Origin of the sequence: Lysobacter sp. H23M47, assembly GCF_015209765.1 — a bacterium.
Lineage (GTDB): Bacteria > Pseudomonadota > Gammaproteobacteria > Xanthomonadales > Xanthomonadaceae > Novilysobacter > Novilysobacter avium.
The window spans coordinates 2,344,754-2,366,310 of record NZ_CP063658.1 but is presented as its reverse complement, the minus strand read 5'-3'; the positions used below and the strand labels follow the sequence as shown (position 1 = coordinate 2,366,310).

The 21,557-nt window shown below is 59.4% G+C and carries 13 protein-coding genes and 1 pseudogene; 11 read left to right on the top strand and 3 right to left on the bottom strand.

The features are described 5' to 3' along the window. Positions 1-40 precede the first annotated feature (40 nt). The 11 genes and pseudogenes from INQ43_RS10715 (at position 41) to INQ43_RS10660 (ending at position 16,994) form a co-directional block, all read left to right on the top strand. Positions 41-604: a hypothetical protein gene (locus tag INQ43_RS10715; RefSeq protein WP_194036439.1), complete on the top strand. Its 564-nt coding sequence runs from the start codon at positions 41-43 to the stop codon at positions 602-604. Further along, a complete protein-coding gene (locus INQ43_RS10710; protein ID WP_194036438.1) occupies positions 601-3,285 on the top strand; it encodes a CDP-glycerol glycerophosphotransferase family protein in 2,685 nt (894 codons plus the stop codon). Before INQ43_RS10715 ends, INQ43_RS10710 begins: the two co-directional genes overlap by 4 nt. 227 nt (positions 3,286-3,512) lie before the next feature. Then, positions 3,513-5,345 (top strand): sulfotransferase, encoded by a 1,833-nt coding sequence (locus INQ43_RS10705; RefSeq protein ID WP_228062496.1) that lies wholly within the window; start codon positions 3,513-3,515, stop codon positions 5,343-5,345. 4 nt (positions 5,346-5,349) lie between these two features. Next, the gene (locus INQ43_RS10700) at positions 5,350-6,168 is read left to right on the top strand and encodes a hypothetical protein (protein ID WP_228062495.1); all 819 of its coding nucleotides are present in this window, start codon (positions 5,350-5,352) and stop codon (positions 6,166-6,168) included. Between the two features lie 10 nt (positions 6,169-6,178). Next, complete coding sequence (locus INQ43_RS10695; protein ID WP_194036435.1) at positions 6,179-7,876, top strand: hypothetical protein; 1,698 nt, start codon at positions 6,179-6,181, stop codon at positions 7,874-7,876. Between the two features lie 41 nt (positions 7,877-7,917). Beyond that, entirely contained in the window at positions 7,918-10,386 is a 2,469-nt protein-coding gene (locus INQ43_RS10690; protein WP_194036434.1) for an adenylyltransferase/cytidyltransferase family protein, read from the top strand. Between the two features lie 23 nt (positions 10,387-10,409). Further along, positions 10,410-11,012: a hypothetical protein gene (locus INQ43_RS10685; protein ID WP_194036433.1), complete on the top strand. Its 603-nt coding sequence runs from the start codon at positions 10,410-10,412 to the stop codon at positions 11,010-11,012. Between the two features lie 23 nt (positions 11,013-11,035). Then, complete coding sequence (gene glpK / locus INQ43_RS10680; RefSeq protein WP_194036432.1) at positions 11,036-12,529, top strand: glycerol kinase GlpK; 1,494 nt, start codon at positions 11,036-11,038, stop codon at positions 12,527-12,529. Positions 12,530-12,725: 196 nt separating this feature from the next. Next, entirely contained in the window at positions 12,726-13,661 is a 936-nt protein-coding gene (locus tag INQ43_RS10675) for a hypothetical protein (RefSeq protein ID WP_194036431.1), read from the top strand. A 244-nt stretch (positions 13,662-13,905) separates the two neighbouring features. Next, positions 13,906-14,246, top strand: a pseudogene (locus INQ43_RS13045) (DUF1153 domain-containing protein). 891 nt (positions 14,247-15,137) lie between these two features. Then, positions 15,138-16,994: a glycosyltransferase family 2 protein gene (locus tag INQ43_RS10660; protein ID WP_228062493.1), complete on the top strand. Its 1,857-nt coding sequence runs from the start codon at positions 15,138-15,140 to the stop codon at positions 16,992-16,994. Here INQ43_RS10660 and INQ43_RS10655 read toward each other — a convergent pair. From INQ43_RS10655 to INQ43_RS10645, 3 genes are read right to left on the bottom strand one after another with little or no spacing between them, the layout of a single operon-like run. Beyond that, entirely contained in the window at positions 16,939-17,613 is a 675-nt protein-coding gene (locus tag INQ43_RS10655) for a hypothetical protein (protein ID WP_194036429.1), read from the bottom strand. The genes INQ43_RS10660 and INQ43_RS10655 overlap by 56 nt on opposite strands. 2 nt (positions 17,614-17,615) lie before the next feature. Then, complete coding sequence (locus INQ43_RS10650; RefSeq protein ID WP_194036428.1) at positions 17,616-19,103, bottom strand: glycosyltransferase family 39 protein; 1,488 nt, start codon at positions 19,101-19,103, stop codon at positions 17,616-17,618. Then, positions 19,100-21,550 (bottom strand): hypothetical protein, encoded by a 2,451-nt coding sequence (locus tag INQ43_RS10645; RefSeq protein WP_194036427.1) that lies wholly within the window; start codon positions 21,548-21,550, stop codon positions 19,100-19,102. The genes INQ43_RS10650 and INQ43_RS10645 overlap by 4 nt, the downstream gene beginning before the upstream one ends. Positions 21,551-21,557: the final 7 nt, after the last annotated feature.

Below are 21,557 nucleotides of genomic sequence, written 5' to 3'. Positions count from 1 at the left end.
GACTACAAGCGGTCTGAACCTTCGTCGGCAGGAGAAGCCAGTGCAACAATCAACCGACACCGCCTACCGTGAAGTCCTCAAACTTTCCGAGGCGCTATTGCTCTGTCAGCGTGAACTTGCGCAAGTGCGCGAGGATCAGGAGCCGCTGATGGAGCAATGCAGCGCGTGGCGGGCTGAAAGTGCCACTGCGCAAGCTATCTCGTCGCACCTAGCGGCAAGCCTCGCAGATCATCTATCCCGCGCATTTTGGGAGCAGCGCGAACCCGGCGCCGCAATCGGTTGGCGCAGATTCGTTACTTCGCGTTGGCCTCGGCTGCGTAAGCTCTTCGCGCGCTGGCGACCCACTGCCGCGATGGTCGAGGCCGAGCACATAAGGTTGATCGAAGCGTCGCCATTCTTCCAGCCAGCGTGGTATCTGCAACAACATGCCGACGTGGCCCTGGCGTGCATCAACCCCGCCGCCCATTACCTCCATTGTGGTGCGGCAGAGGGTCGGGATCCGGGACCTGAATTCAGCACGCGGGATTATTTGGAGCGGTACCCGGAGCTGGCGCAGTCAGGGGTTAATCCGCTTGTCCACAGCTTGCAGTCCACAGCAGCATGACCGTCGATGAATCCGTTTACAGTGTCTCGGTCGAGTCGCCAGTACCGATAGAGTGCTTGGAGTTCTTGCGGAGGACAGACTGGTTTGACGAGAACTGGTATCTGTCTCGATGCCCGGAATCCGCTGTCAGCGGACTCGACCCGCTGCAGCACTATCTGACACGCGGCGTCCTTGCGGGCATTGGTCCGAACGGCTTTATCGATGGATTGAAGGATGCGGCTCCTTTACCGAACGCCACCGCGGAAGATATCCCCGACAACGACGATCCACAGCTACAGGCCGAGATCGAGCTGATCGCCGCCAGCGGCTTGTTCCACGAGCAGTACTACCTTGACAACAACCCCGACGTGGCGGCGAGCGGTATCGACCCACTGCACCACTTCTGCCGGTATGGCTGGCGCGACCTGCGAAAACCTCATCCCGGCTTTGACGTGTGGTGGTACTGGATCAACTACCTGGATCCGGCGCGGGAGGCCATCAATCCGCTGCTGCACCATTCCCTGGTCGGGCAACACGCGGGCTATGCGACTGCGCCGGCACCGTATGCACCGCGCGCGGGCCATGTGTTCCCCGCTGGTGCCAAGGTACGCCGCATCTGCCTGTTTGCCGGTTACGACCCCGACGGCATCGTCGACGACTACGTGGTCGCGTACCTGCGCGAATTGAGCCGGCATGCCGACGTCTATTATCTTGCCGACGGCGTCATGCAGGACGGCGAACTGGACAAGCTGCGTCCGCACACGCTGGGTCGCTGGGCCTGCCGCCACGGTGCCTATGACTTTGGTTCATGGTCGGCGCTGGCCCGGGAATATGTGGGCTGGGATGAGATCGCGCAGTACGATGAGCTGATCCTGGTCAACGACAGCAGCTACCTGCTGGGTCCGCTGGATCACGTGTTCGCGAAGATGGATGCCAAGGCCTGCGACTGGTGGGGCCTGCAGGCGACCAAGGGACTGGCGCGGACCCGCGGCAATCAGGCCAACCAGTTCGCGCAACCCATTCCGATGGACGAGGTGAAGGCCAAGCTCATCGACAGGTATGAGGACGACGGCCTCTATGACTTCCTTGTCGGTTCGTATTTTGTGGCCTACCGGCAGCCCGTGATACGCGACACTGGTTTCCGTCGACAGCTCGAGGCCGTGCATCCGCAGAAATGCAAGCTGCGCATCATCCAGAAGTACGAGATCGGATTCACGCACTATCTGATCAGCAAGCAGTTCGCGTTCGACACCTTCATCGACCACTTGTACCCATTTCATCCCATCTACACGGGTTACCACTTTGACTTGATCCGCGAAGGCTTCCCGTTGTTCAAGCGCTACTTCCTGTCGCAGAACCATTACAACACGCCGGGACTGGCGCGCTGGAAGGACCTGCTGCTTGGACTGGTTCCTGACGCCGACGTCGACGCCATGGAGCGCAATCTATGGCGGGTGGCTGACCACGACAAGCTGCTGCGCAGTTTTTCTATCACCGAAAACGAAGATGGCGACGTGGTCGTCCCGGTGCTACTGAACGACGACGAGTTTAGGAAGGCCGATGAAGAAACCCCCACCTTCGATCATTGGTGGGCGTTTCCGGCATGCGCCTTCAACGATACGTTCGCCGGCAACGAGCGCGCCCTGTTTGAGGAAGTGCGCAACGACCCGTCCATCAAGAAGATCGTGCTCACGCGCCGAAAGGCCGTTCACGTCGACGGTGAAAACGTGGTGGTGGTGCCATTAAGCAGCCCCGAAGGGCAATACCACCTGCTGCGTGCACGCCAGATATTCATTAAGCACAGCCCCACGCGTAATCTGTTGTTTCCAGTTTCGCCCGAGCTGCACAATCTGATCAACCTCTGGCATGGCATCCCGCTCAAGCGTATCGGCTATGCCTCTCTGGACATGCAGCGCTGCCTAAAGGCGATTGGTGCCGAGCATGCCAAATGTCGGGCCGTCATCAGTTCGTCGAAGATCGACAGCATGGCGATGGCTTCGGCGTTCTATCCGCTGAGCTACGACAAAGTGTGGAACACCGGCCTGCCGCGCAACGATTTCATCGTGCGGGATACTGACCGCCTCCCTGGAGACCTGCGCGCCGAGCTCCACCAGCTGGAGGCCTTGTGCGACGGGAGGCGCCTGGTGCTGTTCGTGCCCACTTTCAAGGCTGGACAAGAAGATGCCTACTATCACTTCCAGCCCGACGAGGTAGCTGCGCTGCGGGCGTGGCTGCACGAGAATAATGCGGTACTCGGAGTCCGTGAGCACATGGCCGATCACGCGCGTACGTATTTCAATCTTCTGCGCGGTCCCCACACCATCGACCTGTCGGATCGACGCTTCACGGATGTCGAAGTGCTGTACCGGAAGGCGGCCGCACTGGTCACCGATTACTCAAGCTGCTTCATCGATTTCATGCTGACAGGGCGCCCCATGGTCAGCTTTGCATACGATTATGACAATTATGCGAATGCCGAGCGCGGCCTGTTTTATGACATGGAGCATGTCTTCCCCGGGCCGGTATGCCATAACTTTCCCCAGTTCATGGATGCCCTGGGAAACGTGTTCAAGGCCAGAACGCCTATGCAGGAAGCTGGCTATGCGTGGAAGCGACGCCTGTTTTTCGATCATCTTGACGACGGCAACGCTTGGCGTGTTGTGAAGCGGGTGAAGAATCTTTATATCGAAACGGAGGCCTGATGCATGGACCGAGATACCCTGCCGCTGTCTTGGGCGAAATTCCCCAGCCGTTGGCGTGGCATGCCGTCCAATAGCCTACTGGCAGGTGGCGGTTGGCAGCCCGTGTTGGCGCCTTGGGCGCAGTCTGTTCTTTGACCACAGTGGCTCATCTACGCCGGCGCCTGAAGTCGCGACCGGTAAGCCAATCCAAAAATGCGGTCGCCCTGCTCCGCCCACGAGAAACAATCATGTCAACCGATCGCCTTTTCTCTCGCGAATCCATCATAATCCTCGGAATGCATCGATCAGGCACGTCCGCTATGAGCGGTGTGCTGGCGCGTCTCGGTGTCCAGCCCCCGAAGACGTTGATACAACCTGCAAGCGATAATCCGAGCGGGTTCTGGGAGTCCAAGGAAATCGTGGCTTACCACGAGCGATTACTGGCGTCGATCGGCAGCGCTTGGTCGGACTGGTCGGAGATTGACCGTGACTGGTCCGGGGCGGAACCGGCCAGTGGGCAGACATCGCTGTCGGCTCTCATCGACCAGGAGTTCGGTGATGCGAGTCTCTTCTTTGTCAAGGACCCGCGGATGTGTCGTCTCACTGATGTGTGGCTGCGCGTCTTGACCGAAAAAGAAATCGAAGCGAAGGCCATCATGCCGATCCGGCATCCGACCGAAGTCGCTCGCTCGCTGCAAGCGCGCAATCGCTTTGACATGACCCGTTCGTACCTGATCTGGCTGAGGCATGTGCTCGATGCGGAGCATGGAACCCGGGAGATTCCCAGGGTCGTTGTTCAATATCCGAAGCTTATGGCGTCTTGGCGGGTAGAAGTCGAGCGGATCGCTGGTAGACTGTCGCTGGAGTGGCCGAACCCGCCGGCGCAGGCAGGGCCGGACATCGACCAGTTCCTAGACGCCGAGCTCCGCCACCACTCGGAAGGATTCGAGCCAAGTGGGCACGGCCAACTCGATGGCTGGGTTCGCCAAGCCCACGAGTTACTGCAGCAGATCGGCCAGAAGGACGAGGATAGCGCCATGCAGCGCCTGGACGATATCCGATCCGAATTCAACCGTGTCACATCGACGTTCGCCCAGGCTTTCCGCGAGGCCGAGGCGGTGCACGTCGACGCGATGGCGAAGCTTCGTAAGCAATTGAAGGTCAAGTCTGCGGCCTCTTCGCCCGCTCCCGTAGAAATTGTTGCGCCGCTGGAAAAGAAATTGGTAGAAATGGAGTCAAGAATGCGGCAGGACCAGGACGCTTATCTCGCCAGAGTTTCAGAGCTTGCTGAATCGATGCGGACAAGCACGGAGCAGCATCATGCAGTATTGGCCACGCTGGCTGGCGAGTTGCGGGCCAAGAGCGAGCAGGTGCAGGCACTGGAATCACAGCTTCGCACACAGCGCGACCAGCTTGTCGCCCTCCGTCGCGGCTTCGAGCAATCGACCGGGCTTTACCAACAGGAATCCATCAGGCGGAAGGCCATCAACGTGGAGCTCGAAAAGGCCGTATTGAACCAGAAAGCCACGATCCACGCCCATGAAGAGAAGCTGCGCGATGCATCGAGCGAAACCGATCGCTTCAAGCGTCAGCTTGACGAGCTGAAGCGGACCCACGCAAGCAGTTCCGCGATGCTCAGGCAGGAGATCGCGAGGCAAAAACGCGCAGCCGAGAATCTCGCGCACGAGGTTGACACGCTGCGCGACAGTAAGGGCTGGAAATTCTTGGGCCTGCTGCGACGCGTCGTCGGCCGGGGCGAACCACAGCGCACGCAGAGCGTTCTCGCCAGCGACGCCGCGACGATCCGGGATTCTGGCTTGTTCGATCGGCAGTGGTATCTGGACAGGTATCCGGATGTCGTGAAAAGCGGTATGGACCCTGTCGAGCATTACTTGCGTTATGGCGCGGAGGAATCGCGCAATCCAAGCGCTGCGTTCGATACGGGTAGCTATCTCGAGCGTAACCCGGACGTGTGGTTCGCCGGGCTCAATCCATTGATGCACTACATCGATACCGGCATACGCGAGGGCGGGGGCTGCGCGTCGGGCGACGTAAGCCAGAAACAAGGTACGGGGGGTTAAGATATTGAATCAGGAAGCGATTAGCGTCATCATGCGGTTTCACGACGTAAGCAAGCTTATGCTTCTGGAAAGGGCGATCCAGAGTCTGCACGCCCAGGTGGGCGTTGTGCTGCAGCCGATCATCGTAACGCAAAGATTTACGATGCCGGAATTAGAGATTCTGCAGGCGGCAGTCCGTAGGCAATGGTATTTCAGCAACCTGCCGACGCCGCAGATCCTGAACCTGGACGATGGAAGTGCGCACGACGCACGCTCGGATCTGCTCAACATGGGCGTCCAGTGCCATTTGCAGCTCGGCAATAGGTATCTCGGATTCCTGGACTACGACGACGTGATGTACACGCACGCCTACCGCACCTTGGTCGGGGCGCTGAACGCCAGCGGCGCGGCCTTGGCGTTCGCGACGGTCGAGGTTGCAAATGTCGTATCGCTGAAGGACTACGAGTTCGTCTACGGGCTGACCAAACCATACCGGGGTCGAAACAAGCTAGACCTGATCAAGGAAAACTTCTGCCCTTTGCATTCCTACCTGCTCGACTGCAGCCGGTTGAACCCGGAAGAACTGTATTTCCGGGCAGACCTCAATCGCCTGGAGGACTACGACTTCCTGCTCAGGGTGGCCGGCAGCAATCCGTGCGATTTTTCCAAGCTAGGCACGAGCGTGGGTCTGTACGTGATGCGGAGCGATGGAACCAACTCCACGCCACACGGGGATGGGCCGGTGACATTGCGGGAGCAGGGAACCCACTGGAAGGACAGCGCCGCACGGCTTGGCGCATTGCGCTCGACCTACGAGGTCAGGTTTTTTGCGTGCGACTTTTGAGGTGACGGGGATGAATGTGAAGACAGTCAGTGAAATTGAACTCATCCACGATTCGGGCCTGCTGGATCCGGAGGTATTCCTGTGGTTCGCGAAAAAGCGCGACATCCCCGTGGGCGATCTGCTGGAAGAATCGATCCTGGAGGACCGGCGTAAATGGTGGCTGCCGATGTCCGCGCTTTTCGATGGTGGCTATTACCTTTCGAAAAACGACGACGTCACCAAGTCGGGCATGAATCCGCTGCTGCACTACCTCCAGCACGGATATCTTGAAGGGCGCAATCCGTCGCCGATGGTCGACATCAGGTTCATCCTGCAGCAGTTGTCACAGCAGGCGCCCGTTGAAGGCGATGACCTAGCCGCAGCCAGCCGCGCAATCCTGTCCAAGTATGCCGGGCTGCGCGACCTGCTTGCGCAGACCGGTTGCGATCCGTGTCCCTTTTTCAGCAACCGCTATTACTTGGAGGCCAACGAAGGCTTGGCCATGGAGGAGGGGCGGATTCCGCTCGAGGACTACTTCAGGCGACGCGGACGAGCACCCGAACAGGCCAGTTTCCTCGAGTGCACGTCACTGGCTTCATTCAACTACTACATGACCAAGTATCCCGATCTGCTTTTGGCGGGCGTGATTCCCCTGAGGCATCTGCTTCTGCATGGGTTGGGTGAAGGCCGAAAATTCAACAAGGTTGAAACCGTCAGTGCGGATTTCCTCAACAATTCTGCAGTGTTGTTCGCGGACAAAAGGATGGAGACACTCGCGGGTCTGCTCGAATGTACCGACACTCACATGCATCTTCCGGGCCCGTTCTGGCCGACGCCGTATGCCCAACGGTCGATTCCCGCGCTTGCGCATGTCGCCAAGCGGGAACGGCGGGCGGCATTCATCGGGGTTGTGTTCTATCGCAACACCGACGAGGAAGTCAGGCGCCTACGTGCGTCGATCGAACATGAGATCCAGAACGCCGACGGGTATGAGATCGAATTCCAGTATGTGGCCAACGACGGGGATGTGGAACGTTACCGGCGATTGCTCGGAGAGCACGTCGTGGCACTGCCCAACTCCGAAAACATCGGTTTCGGTCGCGCCCATAATTTACTAATGGACGAATGCTTCGGTCGCGACCGCCTGTACATCGGTGCCAATCCGGACGGCTATTTTGTTCCCGGCTGCATCAAGGCACTCGTGGATTTCGATGATTACTTCGAAGGCAGTGCCCTGATCGAAGCGTCTGCGATGCCAATTGACCACCCCAAGTGGCACGATCCGCTCACGTTCGACACGCAATGGGTCTCAGGGGCCTGTTTTGCCCTCTCTCGTGGCGTCTGGGAGAAGGTCAAGGGATTTGATGAAAAAATCCACCTTTATTGCGAGGATGTGGACCTGTCTTGGCGGGTCCGGCTGGCCGGCGGCAAACTGAAAGTCTGCCCGGTCGCCCGTTACATGCATGACGTGACGCCCCGGTTCTACAAGGAAGAGGGCGAATCGGTTGTCACCAGCCGCCGTCGCTCCATGCTGCAGGGTGCCTATTACCTCGCCCGTAAATGGGGAGCGAAGGAAAAGGCCGAGTCCTGCCTTGCAAGTCTGTCGCGGGAGTTGCAACCCTCACAACTGGCTGCGTTAATCGAACCGGATATGACTATGGATCCGGCGCTGGTCGGCCATATCGCCGATTTCAGCCACGATCGATTTGCTCCATCGCGCTTTTGGTAGCGGCCAAACGCATCCACGGCTATAGGAAGGAACAGGCAACGATGCGAATCATCACGTTCGGCACTTTCGACTTGCTGCACGAGGGGCACCTCCGGCTGCTCCAGCGCGCCCGTGAACTGGGGGACCATCTCATCGTCGGGGTGTCCACCGATCGGCTCAATGCGGAAAAGGGAAAGCGCTCCTTCTTTTCGCAAGAACAGCGCGCCCAGTGCGTTGCTGCGCTCAAGTATGTCGATGAGGTCTTCCTCGAGGATTCGCTCGAGTTCAAGGACGAATACATCAAACAGCACCAAGCAGACCTGCTCGTGATGGGTGACGACTGGGTGGGGAAGTTCGACTGGGTAAGCTGCCCCGTCCGTTATCTGGAGCGCACGCCAGGCGTGTCCTCCACCGATGCCAAGCTCAGCATCAGCGAATTGCTCCGCTGTAAGAAAGTTTTGTTCGGCGATACCTACGTCAAGAAACACTATGACTGTGCGCTGGCGCTGATCAACAAGATGACCGCGGCAAATATTGCGCCGATCATCACCACGGGAAAGACGATTCCAGCGAACATCGATTGCGACTTGCTTGTCTATTTCAACCGCCCCGCCAACCCGCCTCCGGCCGAATATGACGATAAGCCCAGGCTCGTCATCGACCATGGCGCAAGCAACTTGAAGTGGTTCCTGGCCAACCGCATGCGTTACGACTTCTTCGACTGGATCGTGACGGCTGGTCCCGCGCATGCCCAATCCCTGCTGGCATTCTTCGCGGAGGATAAGGAAGCCAATAAGAAGGTCAGGTCGGCCGGTTTTATCAAGTCGGAACTGTTGCTCGCCAGTCCCACGACGAGCCGGGAAGAGATCGCGGCTCGCTTCAACCTGGACCCGGCGAAGCCGATCATCCTGTTCGCGCCCACGTGGCACATTACCAACAACCGCGACATGGTCGTTGCGATCAGGAATATTGCCGGCATCGAGAACCACGTTGCCTCATTGCACCCGGAGACCGCGCATCTCGACACCGAGGGACTCAATCTCGTCGATAACATCAATGGGATCACCTCCGAACTGCTAAAGCATGCCGATTGCGTCATTTCTGATACATCGTCCACCATCTTCGAGGCAGCAGCGCTGGGCAAGCCGGTGGTCCAGGTCGGTTTGCGCGAATATTCCGACAACAACGCGATTTTGTTCGACTTCCCCTACGTCGCCGGCACGGCCGAGCTGTTTTGTGGCGGACTGTATGCGAGGCCGGATGGCATTGCCGACGCGGTGCGGGCTGCATTGGGCGGCGATGTGCACGTCGATACCGCAATGAAAGCCATGCATGAACGCATCTTGGCGGGCACTTACATCCGCGAAGATAGCACTGACGCGATCGTCGCGGAAATCGAGCGTGCCTGCGAATTGCCCAAGGCTGCTTCGGCCAATGGCGATGATCAGGTCAAGCAGCGCGACGTTAACTTGGACCATGTGCACGACAACTTGTTCTTTGCCAGGAACCGGCTCATCGCGCACGCGGCGGGTAATGTTGGTGTTCACCATGCATCGAACTCCGAGGAAGCAGTTTCGGCGGCGCTAGGCGCGGTCGATGTGGTGGAGTTGGACATCGTCCGAGCACAGGATGGACTGATCGTGGCCCATGACGGGTTTGAGCCAAAATACGGGTTGTCGAAGCCATTCGCCGAAACGACCGTCAGCGAATTCATGGATGCCCGTTTCGACGGTGTGTTGAAGCCAATTCCACTTGAACGTGCAGTCGATCTATGTGCTAAGAAGGGAAAGGCCCTTGTCTGCGACATCAAAGCGACCGGCGAGGAATACCGGCGCGTTGCCGACGAAGTGTTCGAGCTCGCCACCCACAAGGGCGTGCTCGATAGGATCGTGCTGCAGTGTTACTGCAACGCGGATTTCGAGTATGCCGCCCGCAAGGGCTTTCGCAGGACGTTGCTCGCGGTCTGGAAATATTTCTACAAGGACCCGGTCGGCGAGAAAACGCGCGATTTCATCCGCCATTGCCTGGCGATCAACGAGCATTTGGTCGTCGGCATTTCAATTCCGTACATCAATCACCATCTGGATCGGCCCAGCTACGAGTACCCGGAGTTTCTCGAGTTCTTCAGCTTCTGGAAGCGGCTATACATACATGGCGCGCCCCTGGCGAAGTATCCCGAGATAATGCGCAAGAACTTGGGCCTGTTCGCCGATGCCTACTCAGAGAATTACCAGTTCAGCGAGTCGCTGGGAGATTTTCGTTGGATTGACTATCTATTCCTCAATCCCGGGCTCGTCCAAGCCGGTTGTGACAACCAGATATCGGCCACCGCGCACTACCTAAAATTCGGGAAGACTGAAGGGCGCCGGGCCAAGTGCACTGTTCCGGGGGATTTCAACTACATGGAATACCTGGACCTGAACCCCGGATTGAAACGGGCAGGAGTCAGCGCCGCAAATTCTGCCCGTGCGCACTGGAGTGCATACGGTTGCGGAGAAGGTCGGCAGTACAAACGCACCAAATCTGCTTGAACATTCCACCAAGGAAAAAAAAGATGAAGAAGTTGTTGATCTGTACGATTCTGGCCCTCGCGCTGTCCGCCTGCGGTGAAAAGGAAGTGTCGGATGCCGCGGCGCAGTCTCCGCAGCAGGCCACGGCGCCGTCGCAGGGACCTACCGAAACTGTTGCGTCGGCGGCGGTGTCGTCCGGACCCAGGGCGTTCGCCGATTCAGCTAATGAGATGGGCTGGTTCCGGCTCAACGATCGCGAAACGATGGCGGTTGCCAAGCAGTTCACCCGGTGCGCCATCGAACGCGTCAATGGCGAGAAGCCAGTAAAAGGGCAGCCGATCGTCCTTCCCTTGGGCAAAGACCTGTCCGTGTCTGGCTGGATTGCCGATCCACTGCTGCATACGCCGGCGCGATTCCTCTTGGTTCTGCGTAGTCCGCATGGAACCTACGCAACCAATGCCACGGCAGGCCGGAAGCGCGCCGACGTGGCCTCGGCGCTGAAGTCGGAACTGCTCGCCGATGCCGGGTTCCTTTCCCAGAAACCGCTCACCGCCGTTGCGCCGGGCGAGTATTCGGTGTCGCTGCTGCAATTCGCGGATGGTCAGTATGTGACCTGCGGAAGTGCGGCACGCGTCACGGTTCAGTAGCCCTGCATTCGACCCGGTCGCGCATGTCTAACAAGTACATACTGTCCATCGACCAGGGCACGACGAGTTCCCGGGCTCTGCTGATCGATCGGCACGGAAGCGTCGTGGCGATATCGCAGCGTGAGTTTGGACAGATGTATCCGCACCCCGGGTGGGTGGAGCACGATCCGATTGAACTTTGGTCGAGCGTGGTCACCGTCGTTACCGAGGTTCTGGCGAAGGCGGGAGCACATTCGGGCGAACTGGCCGGGATCGGCATCGCGAACCAGCGCGAAACGACCGTTGTTTGGGACAGGCGCACTGGCAAGCCCATCCATAATGGCATCGTTTGGCAATCCCGCCAGTCGGCGTTGGTGTGCGATGCGATCAAGGCGCATGAGGAAATCGTCCGGCAGCGGACGGGACTCGTCATCGATCCATATTTCTCCGGCACCAAGATCAAGTGGATTCTAGACAACGTGCCTGGTGCGAAGGATCAGGCGCGACAGGGGCATCTACTGTTCGGGACCGTTGACTCCTGGCTGATCTGGAACCTCACGGGTGGCCGCTGCCACGTCACCGACGTCAGTAATGCATCACGCACCTTGCTGTTCAACATTCACTCAAGGACTTGGGATCCAGACCTGCTGGCGATGCTCGACGTGCCGCCGAGCATGCTGCCCGAGGTTTGCCGGAGCAGCGGCGCAACTTGCGTGACTGCTGCCTCCGCCGTGCTGCAGTCGGGAATCCCGATCACCGGAATCGCGGGCGACCAGCAGGCGGCAATGTTCGGTCAAGCCTGCTTCGAACCAGGAATGGTGAAGAATACTTACGGCACCGGGTGCTTCATGCTGATGAACACGGGGAGGGAGCCAGTCAAATCCCAGCATGGCTTGCTGACCACGATTGCATGGGATGTCGATGGTGAAGTCGACTATGCATTGGAAGGAAGCATCTTTGTTGCGGGTTCAGTGGTGCAATGGTTGCGGGATGGGCTCCGTATGCTCGGGAGCGCGGCAGAATCACAATCGTATGCTGACAGTGTCGAATCTACCGACGGTGTCTACATCGTACCTGCGTTCGTAGGGATGGGTGCGCCGTACTGGCGGAGCGAAGTGCGCGGAGCCGTGTTCGGATTATCGCGAGGCACGACGCGGGAGCATTTTGTACGTGCGTCTTTGGAATCGATCGCCTATCAAACCCGGGATGTACTCACGGCGATGGAGGCTGACTCCGCGATCACGGTCCATGGACTGCGGGCTGATGGGGGCGCTATTTCCAATGATTTCCTCGCGCAGTTCCAGAGCGATATCCTTGGGGTACCACTATTGCGGCCGCGCGTACAAGAAACGACGGCATTGGGAGCAGCTTATTTGGCTGGTTTGGCGGTTGGATTCTGGGGAAGCCGCCAGGAAATAAGCGCGCAATGGCAAGTGGATCGTGAGTTTCGGCCGGCAATGAATGCCTGCAAGAGGGAAGATCTGTATCACAGGTGGAAAAATGCAGTTAATTCTGCAATGAGCTTCTCATCGATATGATGGGAGCGGCACATACGATATGGATATTTTAGTGACTATCAGTCAGTCGGACCGCCGTGAAACATCATAAAATTGGTGAAATGCTAATTACTAGTGAAGCAGGTGTTTGTTGCTTTGTAATCACCGTGTTTGCGTCTAAGCAGAGGCAGTTAGGACGTAAGGCAGTTGGAACTGGCGTGGAGTTTTGGAGCATCACATGACACATTGCGAAACCAGTGGCACACAAGTCATCAGTGCCCCGCAGCAACTCTGGGAAGTGTGTAGCCCTGCAGACGCATACAAGCTGGCTTTCGCCAGTAATGCCCTCGCCTCTGCCATCTATGCGACGGAATTCAGTCAGTCGCTGGCTCGAATCGATGAGTTGGATTTGCTCCGCGTTGATCTGCCGAATGGCGAAAGCGTACCGTTATTGAAGAATGGTGCAAATGGGTATTTTGATATTTCCCGCACCGGGCGTCGGTTCGTTGAGGAATCGTATGCTCGGGGGGTAGGCAATACCTCTGCTTACCTGGTGATCCCCGAGACTCCTTGCTTGGCTTCCGATCGTCTTCACGGACTCGCGCGGGACTGTGGAACTGCCCTGCAATCTCTCACTAACCTAATACCAGACGACATCGTGATCGCGTCTGTTGCAGGAATGAGTTTTGAGTCATACGCGCGGTATTATGATAGTCACCTGAGCATCCCGAGTTATTGGACGATCTGCTTGGAGCTGTTGAGGCGGCTGAGACTAAGCGACAAGCTGGAAGCTCTAGAGTGCACCTTTCGCATGTATCAGGGCGATCTAGCATCGAAGTTCTCAGCGTTATCTTCGCCGTCGCTGTTTGTTTTCAATCGACATTTAAGTTCCGAAAAATTGTGTATTTCGAACAGCGGAAGAAACCGTATTTTTGTGAACGATGATGCACCGAACAAGGCACATCTTCTATTGATTGGCGATTCGCACTCTTACTCAGCAATGAGCCAAATCATGTCACATTACTTCAGTCGTGTGACTTTTTTTTGGGGCACCCGGGCTAATGGTTACGGAGACGCGGCGGATGAGATCGCAGATTTTTACAGCCGCGCTGATTTTGTGATTGAGGAAATTTCGGAGCGATTCTTCCTGCGGAACTTTACGAGAGCCGCCTGAAGCACCTATTCTCACGGTCTCAAGCTTTCCAAGCTTCATATTCTGGCCGAGTGCCGACCTGCTCAATGAGGCCATCTCAAAAAATGGTGGGGCCATCTCAAGGCAGGGAGGTAACCGGAAGTGCGGTTGAGGGCGGGGACACGGGCATGCGGGATGCCTGTCAGACCTTCGAAGTCAGCTAGACCGACTATGTAACGACCCAGTGATTTCCTGCTCAGGGTGTAACCTTTTGAAGGAGACCCAAATGAGCGCAGTAATGGAAGAAGAGATCATGCGTTGGATGGCTCGTCGCAAGTCGGCGCTGGTACTGGAAATCATCCAAGACAAGGTCACGGTATCGGAGGCAAGTCGACAATTCGACCTGACACCATCGGAAGTCGAAAGCTGGGTTGATGATGGCAAGCGCGGGATGGAGAACGCGCTGCGGGCCAAGCCCGAGGACGTGCGCGAGCAGTACGAGCGGCAGTTGAAGGACCGCCAGGAAGCCTATGGCAATGCGATTCTGGAGTTGCGCGCTAAGAAAAAATGCCGTCCCTGTTGGGCAAGGACGAGACTAGTGGTCTTGCTCCAGCAAGGACTGCGTGAGGACGGATTCGAGGTGTCGATGGTGAAGCTGTGCCGCTGGCTCGGCATGGCACGGCGCACGGTGTACTACGGGCCGACGAAAGCGGCACCCGTTGTCAGACCGGAGCGGGCTGAGCCGATCAAGGCCCTGATCGAGGCCGAACCGTCGTTTGGCTACCGCACGGTGGCGGGATTGCAGGGCATGAACAAGAACACGGTGCAGCGGATCTTCCAGCTCATGGCTGGCAGGTGCGTAAGCGCGCCGTGGGCCGACGTCCTCGGATCGAGGCGTTTCCGTCGGTCGCGCAAGCCCCGGATGAGCGTTGGGTGGCGGGATTATCCCGCTACAATCCCAACCTGCCAGCCAAGACGTCGAGGGGCGCGTTGCCTTCCACAGACCAATGAGGATCCAGCTCGATCCCGGATATGGAGAAGTTGATGTCGCAGCCCCTCCCACAAGCAGGCAATAGGGGTGCAGCGCGCTGGGATATTGCGGCGCAGCCCGGGGAAGCATTGCGAAGCCACGAAATGCTGCCCGACGCCAGTTTGCATCCGCAGGTCGACTCTGGTCAGGTCGAATGGATTGCGAGGGGCGAGCGGCCCTGTTTCCGTGTTCGCCTCCCCGAAGAAAATAATACCCTTCCACCTGGATGGTACGAGATAGGTGGATCGATCGAGCCGGTGGATGGGAGCTTGCTGACACCGGCCCTGTATGTAGGCTATGCCCGCGGCGCCGACGGCGATGGGTGCATCAACCTGCCAGACCCCGGCAAAGATGGGCGGATCAGGGCACTTGTCCTGTTCAAGTACCACGTCACCGACCTGCGTTTCTCACCTGCGCCGGGACGGGTGCGCTTTCGCATGGGGAAGTTCTGCATGCGCAGAGTGACCCGCCCCCGGGCTTTGGCACATATGCTGCGACCCACATCCGCGGTGGATGGTGGTGGCATTGGCGTGCTCAGGCGCGCATCCGGCTTCGTTGCCGATGCACTGCGCGGTGGCATCTCGCAAGCTACGGATGGCCTGTATCGTGGTTATCGACGGCGCGTAGCTCCCACGCAGTTGAACGACTATGCCGGTTGGTGCGCGCGATTCGACACCATCGGGGCCGAAGACATGGACGAGCTGCGTGAGCGCGTGCAGCGGCTTGGCCCCGACGCCCCATTGATCTCGATCCTGCTGCCGCTCTATCAAACACCCGAGCGCTGGCTACGCCGATGCATCGACAGCGTGTTCGCCCAGGCGTATCCAAAGTGGCAGCTGTGCATCGTCGACGATTCCTCCCCTGATCCACGAGTGATACAGGTCGCGCAGGAGTACGCAAACGCCGACGCCCGCACCCAGATCATGCGCCGCAGCCAGAACGGTCACATATCGGAAGCGTCTAACAGCGCACTGGAGTTTGCTGCGGGTGATTACGTCGCGCTGCTGGACCATGACGACGAGTTGCGCCCCCACGCGCTGCTTGAAGTGGCCGAGGCCATCTCGCTCAATCCGGATGTCGGCCTGTTGTACTCCGACGAGGACAAGGTCGATGAAGACGGTCGTCGCTTCGACCCCTACTTCAAGCCCGACTTCGATCCGGACCTGCTGCGCAGCCAGAACTACATCTGCCACTTCACCGCGATCCGGGCGGATCTGGTGCGCGACGTCGGCGGCTTCCGGGCCGGCTTCGAGGGCAGCCAGGACCACGACCTGATCCTGCGCTGCACCGAGCGTCTGCGCGCGGATCAGGTCATCCATATCCCGCGCGTGCTGTACCACTGGCGGGCGATTCCCGGCTCGACCGCGCTCACCCGTGATGCCAAGGATTACGCCTCGTCCGCGGGTGCGCGCGCAGTGGAAGGGCATCTGCAGCGTTGTCATCCGGGTGCCCGGGTGGAGGAGCTCTCGCACGGCCACTACCGCGTTCACTGGCCACTGCCGGGGGGCGCGCCAAAGGTCAGTCTGGTCATTCCCACCCGCGATCGGGTCGAGCTGCTGCGGATGTGCGTGGAGAGCATCCTCGCGCGCACCACCTACCCCAATTTCGAGCTGGTGGTGGTCGACAACCAGTCCACCGATCCTGATGCGCTGGCGTATTTGGCTGAGCTCCAGCAGCGTGACCAGGTCAAGGTCCTGCGCTTCGATGCGCCCTTCAACTATTCGGCGATCAACAACTGGGCGGTGACGCAATGCGACGGCGCGGTGATCGGCCTGGTCAACAACGACATCGAGATGATCTCGCCGGACTGGCTGGACGAGATGGTCGCGCACGCGATGCGGCCGGAGGTCGGTGCGGTCGGTGCGATGCTCTATTACCCCAATGAAACCATCCAGCATGCGGGTGTGATGCTCGGCCTGCACGGCGTGGCCGGGCATATCTACGCCGGACTGCCGCGCGGCTATCCCGGCCATGGCGGAAGGGCCCGCGTCGCGCAGTCGATGTCGGCCGTCACCGGGGCCTGCCTGCTGGTGCGGCGCGACGTGTTCGAGCAGGTGGGCGGTCTGGATGAGCAGCTGCAGGTCGCTTTCAATGACATCGACTTCTGCCTGCGGCTGCGTGAAGCGGGCTACCGCAACATCTGGACGCCGTTCGCAGAGCTGTATCACCACGAGTCCGCATCGCGCGGCAGCGAGGACACCGAGGAAAAGAAGCAACGCTTTGCCGGTGAGGTCGAGTTGATGCAGCAGCGGTGGGGTGAGTGGTTACCGCGCGATCCGGCCTACAACGTCAATCTGTCGCTGGCCAGTCTTCACTGTGAACTGTCGGTTCCGCCACGCGGCTGAAGCCGAACAGCAGCGCAAGCACGCCCACCAGCACCGTGCAGATCCAGCCAAGCAGGAAGGCGCCGTGGTTGACGCGCAGCATGGTGCCGAAGGCAATGCGCTCACGTGCAGTGACGTCCAGCGCCAATGCCTTGCCAGCGATGTTGTCGGCTTCGGCATCGACCTGTCCCAGGCGTGTGTCGCCGACCAGCCACAGCGTTGCCGAGCGACCGGGTTCACCGTCCACGGCGGTGACTTGTAAATGGAACGGGTCCCGCGCCATGAAGTCGGCATCCGGGCAAAAATAACGAAATGAGTTGTCCGCAAGGTCGGCGGCGGCAACGCGCCATTGCTGGTCTTGCCCGCCTTGTTGCCAGCCAATATCGAACTGGCCGCCGTTGGTTCTCATGTAGGTCGCGAACTTGAGACCGAAGCAATGCTGCAACCCTTCAGACTTCATGCCGTCTGCGGTTGGGCCAGGGGTAACGGTCTGGCTCAGGGAAAATCCCCGGCGAATCTCGCCGGCGGGCACCGAGCCGGTCGCGCCGGTCTTGTAGAGCGTGGTCTGGGTGTGGAAGGGCAGCCAGGGCACGCATGCCACGGTGATGAACAAGACGATGGCGAGTGCACGAATCTTCATCGTCAAAATTGCCCATACAAGTTGAATACCTGGTGCAGGTAGAAGCCGTCGGCGAAGACCATGGCGACGACCGCGCCGCACAGCAGGCCGCGTGCGGCGATGCGGCCGCGGAACGGCCACAGCAAGGTCAGCAACAGGTACGGAATGACCGGATAAAGGTATCGGCCGTGGGTGGCGCGCATGACGCCGGTGAAGCCGGCCCAAAGATGCTCGTAATAGACGAATGCGAAGAACAACGTGCAGGCCGCAGCCGTGGCGAGGAGCCATCCCGGGTTGTTGTCGCCGCGGATGAAAGGCTTGATATGCACGAGCAGCGTGCCCACCAGGGCGCCCAGCAACAACAGGCACACCAGGACCGCCAGTTGCGTCAGCGGCCACCAGAGGCTTGCGCAGGCAACGGCGGCAACGCTCAGGGCAACGATGACTGGCCGGAATCGTTCCGGCGTACGAGGAACGATCGGGTGGACCACCGCACCCAATGCTGCGATGCCGAAGAAGGCCAGGAAGTACCGCGCCATCCAGCCGTTCGCGTGTACCCAAATGAGTGCGCCGTTGCCCGAACCATTCCACCCGATCAGCGCGATGAGGTTCAGCAGGGTGTGCTGCCAGAACGGAAATTCACGCATGAGGTGGAAGAAACCGATGGGCACTATCACGTAGTTGTCGTAGATGACGCTGGCATCGGGAAACATCTGGCCCAGTGTCATCAGGTTCCGTGCAATCCACAGGCACATGGGCACAAACATCACCAACCACAACGCGATGACGCGGGATAGCCGTTGCGGGCCGCTGGCAGGCACTGCGCTGCGCCATAGTTGCCAAGCGAGGGCAAAGAACAGCGGGATTGCCATGGCCAGCGCAGTCAACTTGGTAACGGTGCATACCGCGACCAACGCGGCGAGATAGAGCAGGTGGCGGAAGTTGTTTGATTCCTGCCAGCGGATCAACCAATAGGCGGCCCAGGTAGCGGTACACGCGACCATGGTGTCGTGGCTGACGCCGGTGCTCAGGTGGGTGAACATCGGCATGGCGGCGAAGAAAATCGCGCCAGCAAGGCCCAGTTCTTCGCGACCGGTTGCCCGCGCCAGGAACAATGCCAGCCCCAGGATCGTCAACGCCCCGAACACCGCGCCGAGCATGCGTGCGGAGCGGACCTGTTGCTCGAAGTCGAGTCCGGCGGCCTGCGCCGCCATCACCACGGGCGCGTCCAGCACATAGAACATCGGCGGATGCTGCGCGATCCAGTTCATGCCCGGCTTGGCCGAGGGAGTTTTCCAGGAGTGGGTAACCTCTACTCCCATTCTGGCCTCGCCAATCACGGGCCATTTCCCGCGAGCGATGTCTTCCACGTAGGAATAGTGTCCCGATTCGTCGGGGATGTCCCACAAGGGCGTGACCAGCCAAGCGTAGGCCACGAACTTGAGCAGGAAGACCGCGGCGATCAACGTGGCAATGTGCAGGAACGGCAGTCGCCGTGCAGCTTGTTTCACGCTTCGGGCCTCGATGTTCGTCGATGGGCGTAGTACATCGCCAGCAAGGCGGCCAGGACGGCTGCCAGCCAAGGCAGCAGCCAGTGCAGCACCCGCGGACTGTATTGGAAGCGAATCGTGGCCGGCGATGAGACGGCCACGGCCGGCATCACGCCATCCTTGAGGACCGGATCCACTCGCGCGCCATCCCGGGTGATTTGCCAATCTCCATTGATGCTCATCGGCACCACGACGAATCCGCTGTCGTGGCCCGTGTATCGCAACGCAAACGCGTCCGAGCGATAACTCTGAATCGTGACGGGAGTGCCCGACTCGGAATTCGCGTGGTCCTGGACATCGGCGATGAAATAGGGGCCACCGGGACTGGCGCTGTTTTCAAGAACAGCGGTGCCATCGGCGGTGAACATACGTCGGAACTGACTTTTTCCGGGTCCGCTCGCCAGCAGTCGATACTGGATGGTTCCCGCATGCGGTTCCTGGCTTAAGGCCAGTTGACTCTGTGCTCGCGGTGTTTCCACCGCCCAAGCACTCAAGCGAGGCGTGGGTCCGGAACCGGGGTCGTATGTCAGTGAAAAAGCATACTCGGCCGGTTGCAGTGTCACTGGCTTCGAGAAATGGAAGTCGGCGTACTGGTTGTCGGCGACACGGGTCGCGGCGACGGCCCCCTCTGCCACCGGTGTGCCCGCGCTGTCCATTACACGCACGCTCACCTGGCCGGGCAGATCCGTGCGGCGATAGGTAGCCAAGCGTATGGATATGCCGATTAACTGGGTCGTGTCAGCCAGTGAAAACCCTTGTACGTAGGAGTGCTCCGGCATCGCGGGAAGTGCCTGATGTTTCCCTTCCAGTCCGGGATCGATGGTCACGGGCGCATTCGGACCGTGGCGTGAATCGATCAGGGCGTAGCGGACGTTGAAGTCGGCCATTGCCGTCGCCTCGTACTTGATGTCCGAGGCAGGAAAACGTGATGCGGATGCGCGATGCGAATTGAAGGGATGGCCGGCCATTTCATGAAGCGCGTCCTGCAACGCCGGGGTGCGGAAATAATGCGCCAGCCATTCGCGTTGCCCGTACACACCCAACGTCCCGGACATGACGAACGACTTGTCGGTGATCACGTAGTCGAACGGTCCGACATGGTTCTGCACGTACCCGATGGACCCGGTTTCAGGAAAGTAGTAGTCGGAATCCACAGGTCCGTTGAAATCGCGGAAGAACATCGAGATCTCGATGACCTGCAGCAGGGCTGCGCTTACCAACGCGATTCGCAGCAGCGACCACTTTTCCCGACCAGCGCGCCACAGTAAATCGATCCCCAACGTCCCGAGGATGATCAGGGCCAGGTCCAGCAGGCCAATCGCGCGCGACCATGAGTTGAACGCCATGCCGGGCAGCCAGCCAATCATCCACATCGGCCATAGCTCGAAGACCAGACCCGCGGAGACAGCCAGCACCAGCAGGGCGAAGACGGGCAACGCCGCAAGACGGCGCCACCGGGCCAGCATCGCCACCACGGCAATAGCGGCGAACGCCATCATGGCGGCGCCCACGTACATGGTTTCCTCCACCCGCTGTACTTGATATGCCCATGGCGGAAACAGCTGCTTCCAGTGGCCCAGGTCAAGATAGCTGCCGCGTCCGTGGCGGTAGTCCAAATCAAACTGTTGCAACCAGTAGATCAGGCCCAGCAGCGGCAATGCGGCGAGCAACAACCCAGCCGTGGCACCTGCAAGACACCACCCCGCGAATGCCCACGGTGGTTTAGTGCCGCGCCAACGCGCGACCAGCAGGACCAGCGCGTACAGCGCGCTCATCTCCATCACCAGCACACTCAGGAACGGAAAGCCCCCGAGCCAGACCAGCGCCGACGAGCCGGCGACCAGCAGGCTGTTGCCCATGCCCGGTTTGTGCGCGCACCGATCAATCGCCCACAGCACCCATGGGGCCCACATCAGCGTGAATACGTGGGGCCAGTAAAGCCAGGCGGCATTGAAGCCGCATAGTTCGAAAGTGATCGCACCGACGATGGCGGCCAGCCAGCCCACATGCCGGCGCAGGAACAGGTGCATTCCCAGGCCTGCAAGGGTCAGGTTGAACAGTGTTGCCAGGTAGAAGCCCAGTGCCGGCTCGGGCGTGGCCGCGAAGATGACGAAGGCCGGAGTGAACATGTTCGTGTTCAGGCTCAGGAAGGTGCCACCGCCGGCGACCTTGTCGTTCCACAGAGGCAACTGCCCTTGGTGGATCTGCGTCTTGGCCACCTCCCATTGTGGAAGGAGTGCGTTCAGGATGTCCGAGCGTTGGTAGCTGCGTACCTCTACCTCAGGATCCACGAACTCCCAGGCCCGTTGGCTGACCAGCACGTCGAATGGCGTTATGGTCTCGCCCTTGAAGGGATTGGCGCCAAGGGTTGCTGCGGCCACCGCGGCGTAAAAAAGCAGGAACAGCAACCCGGAA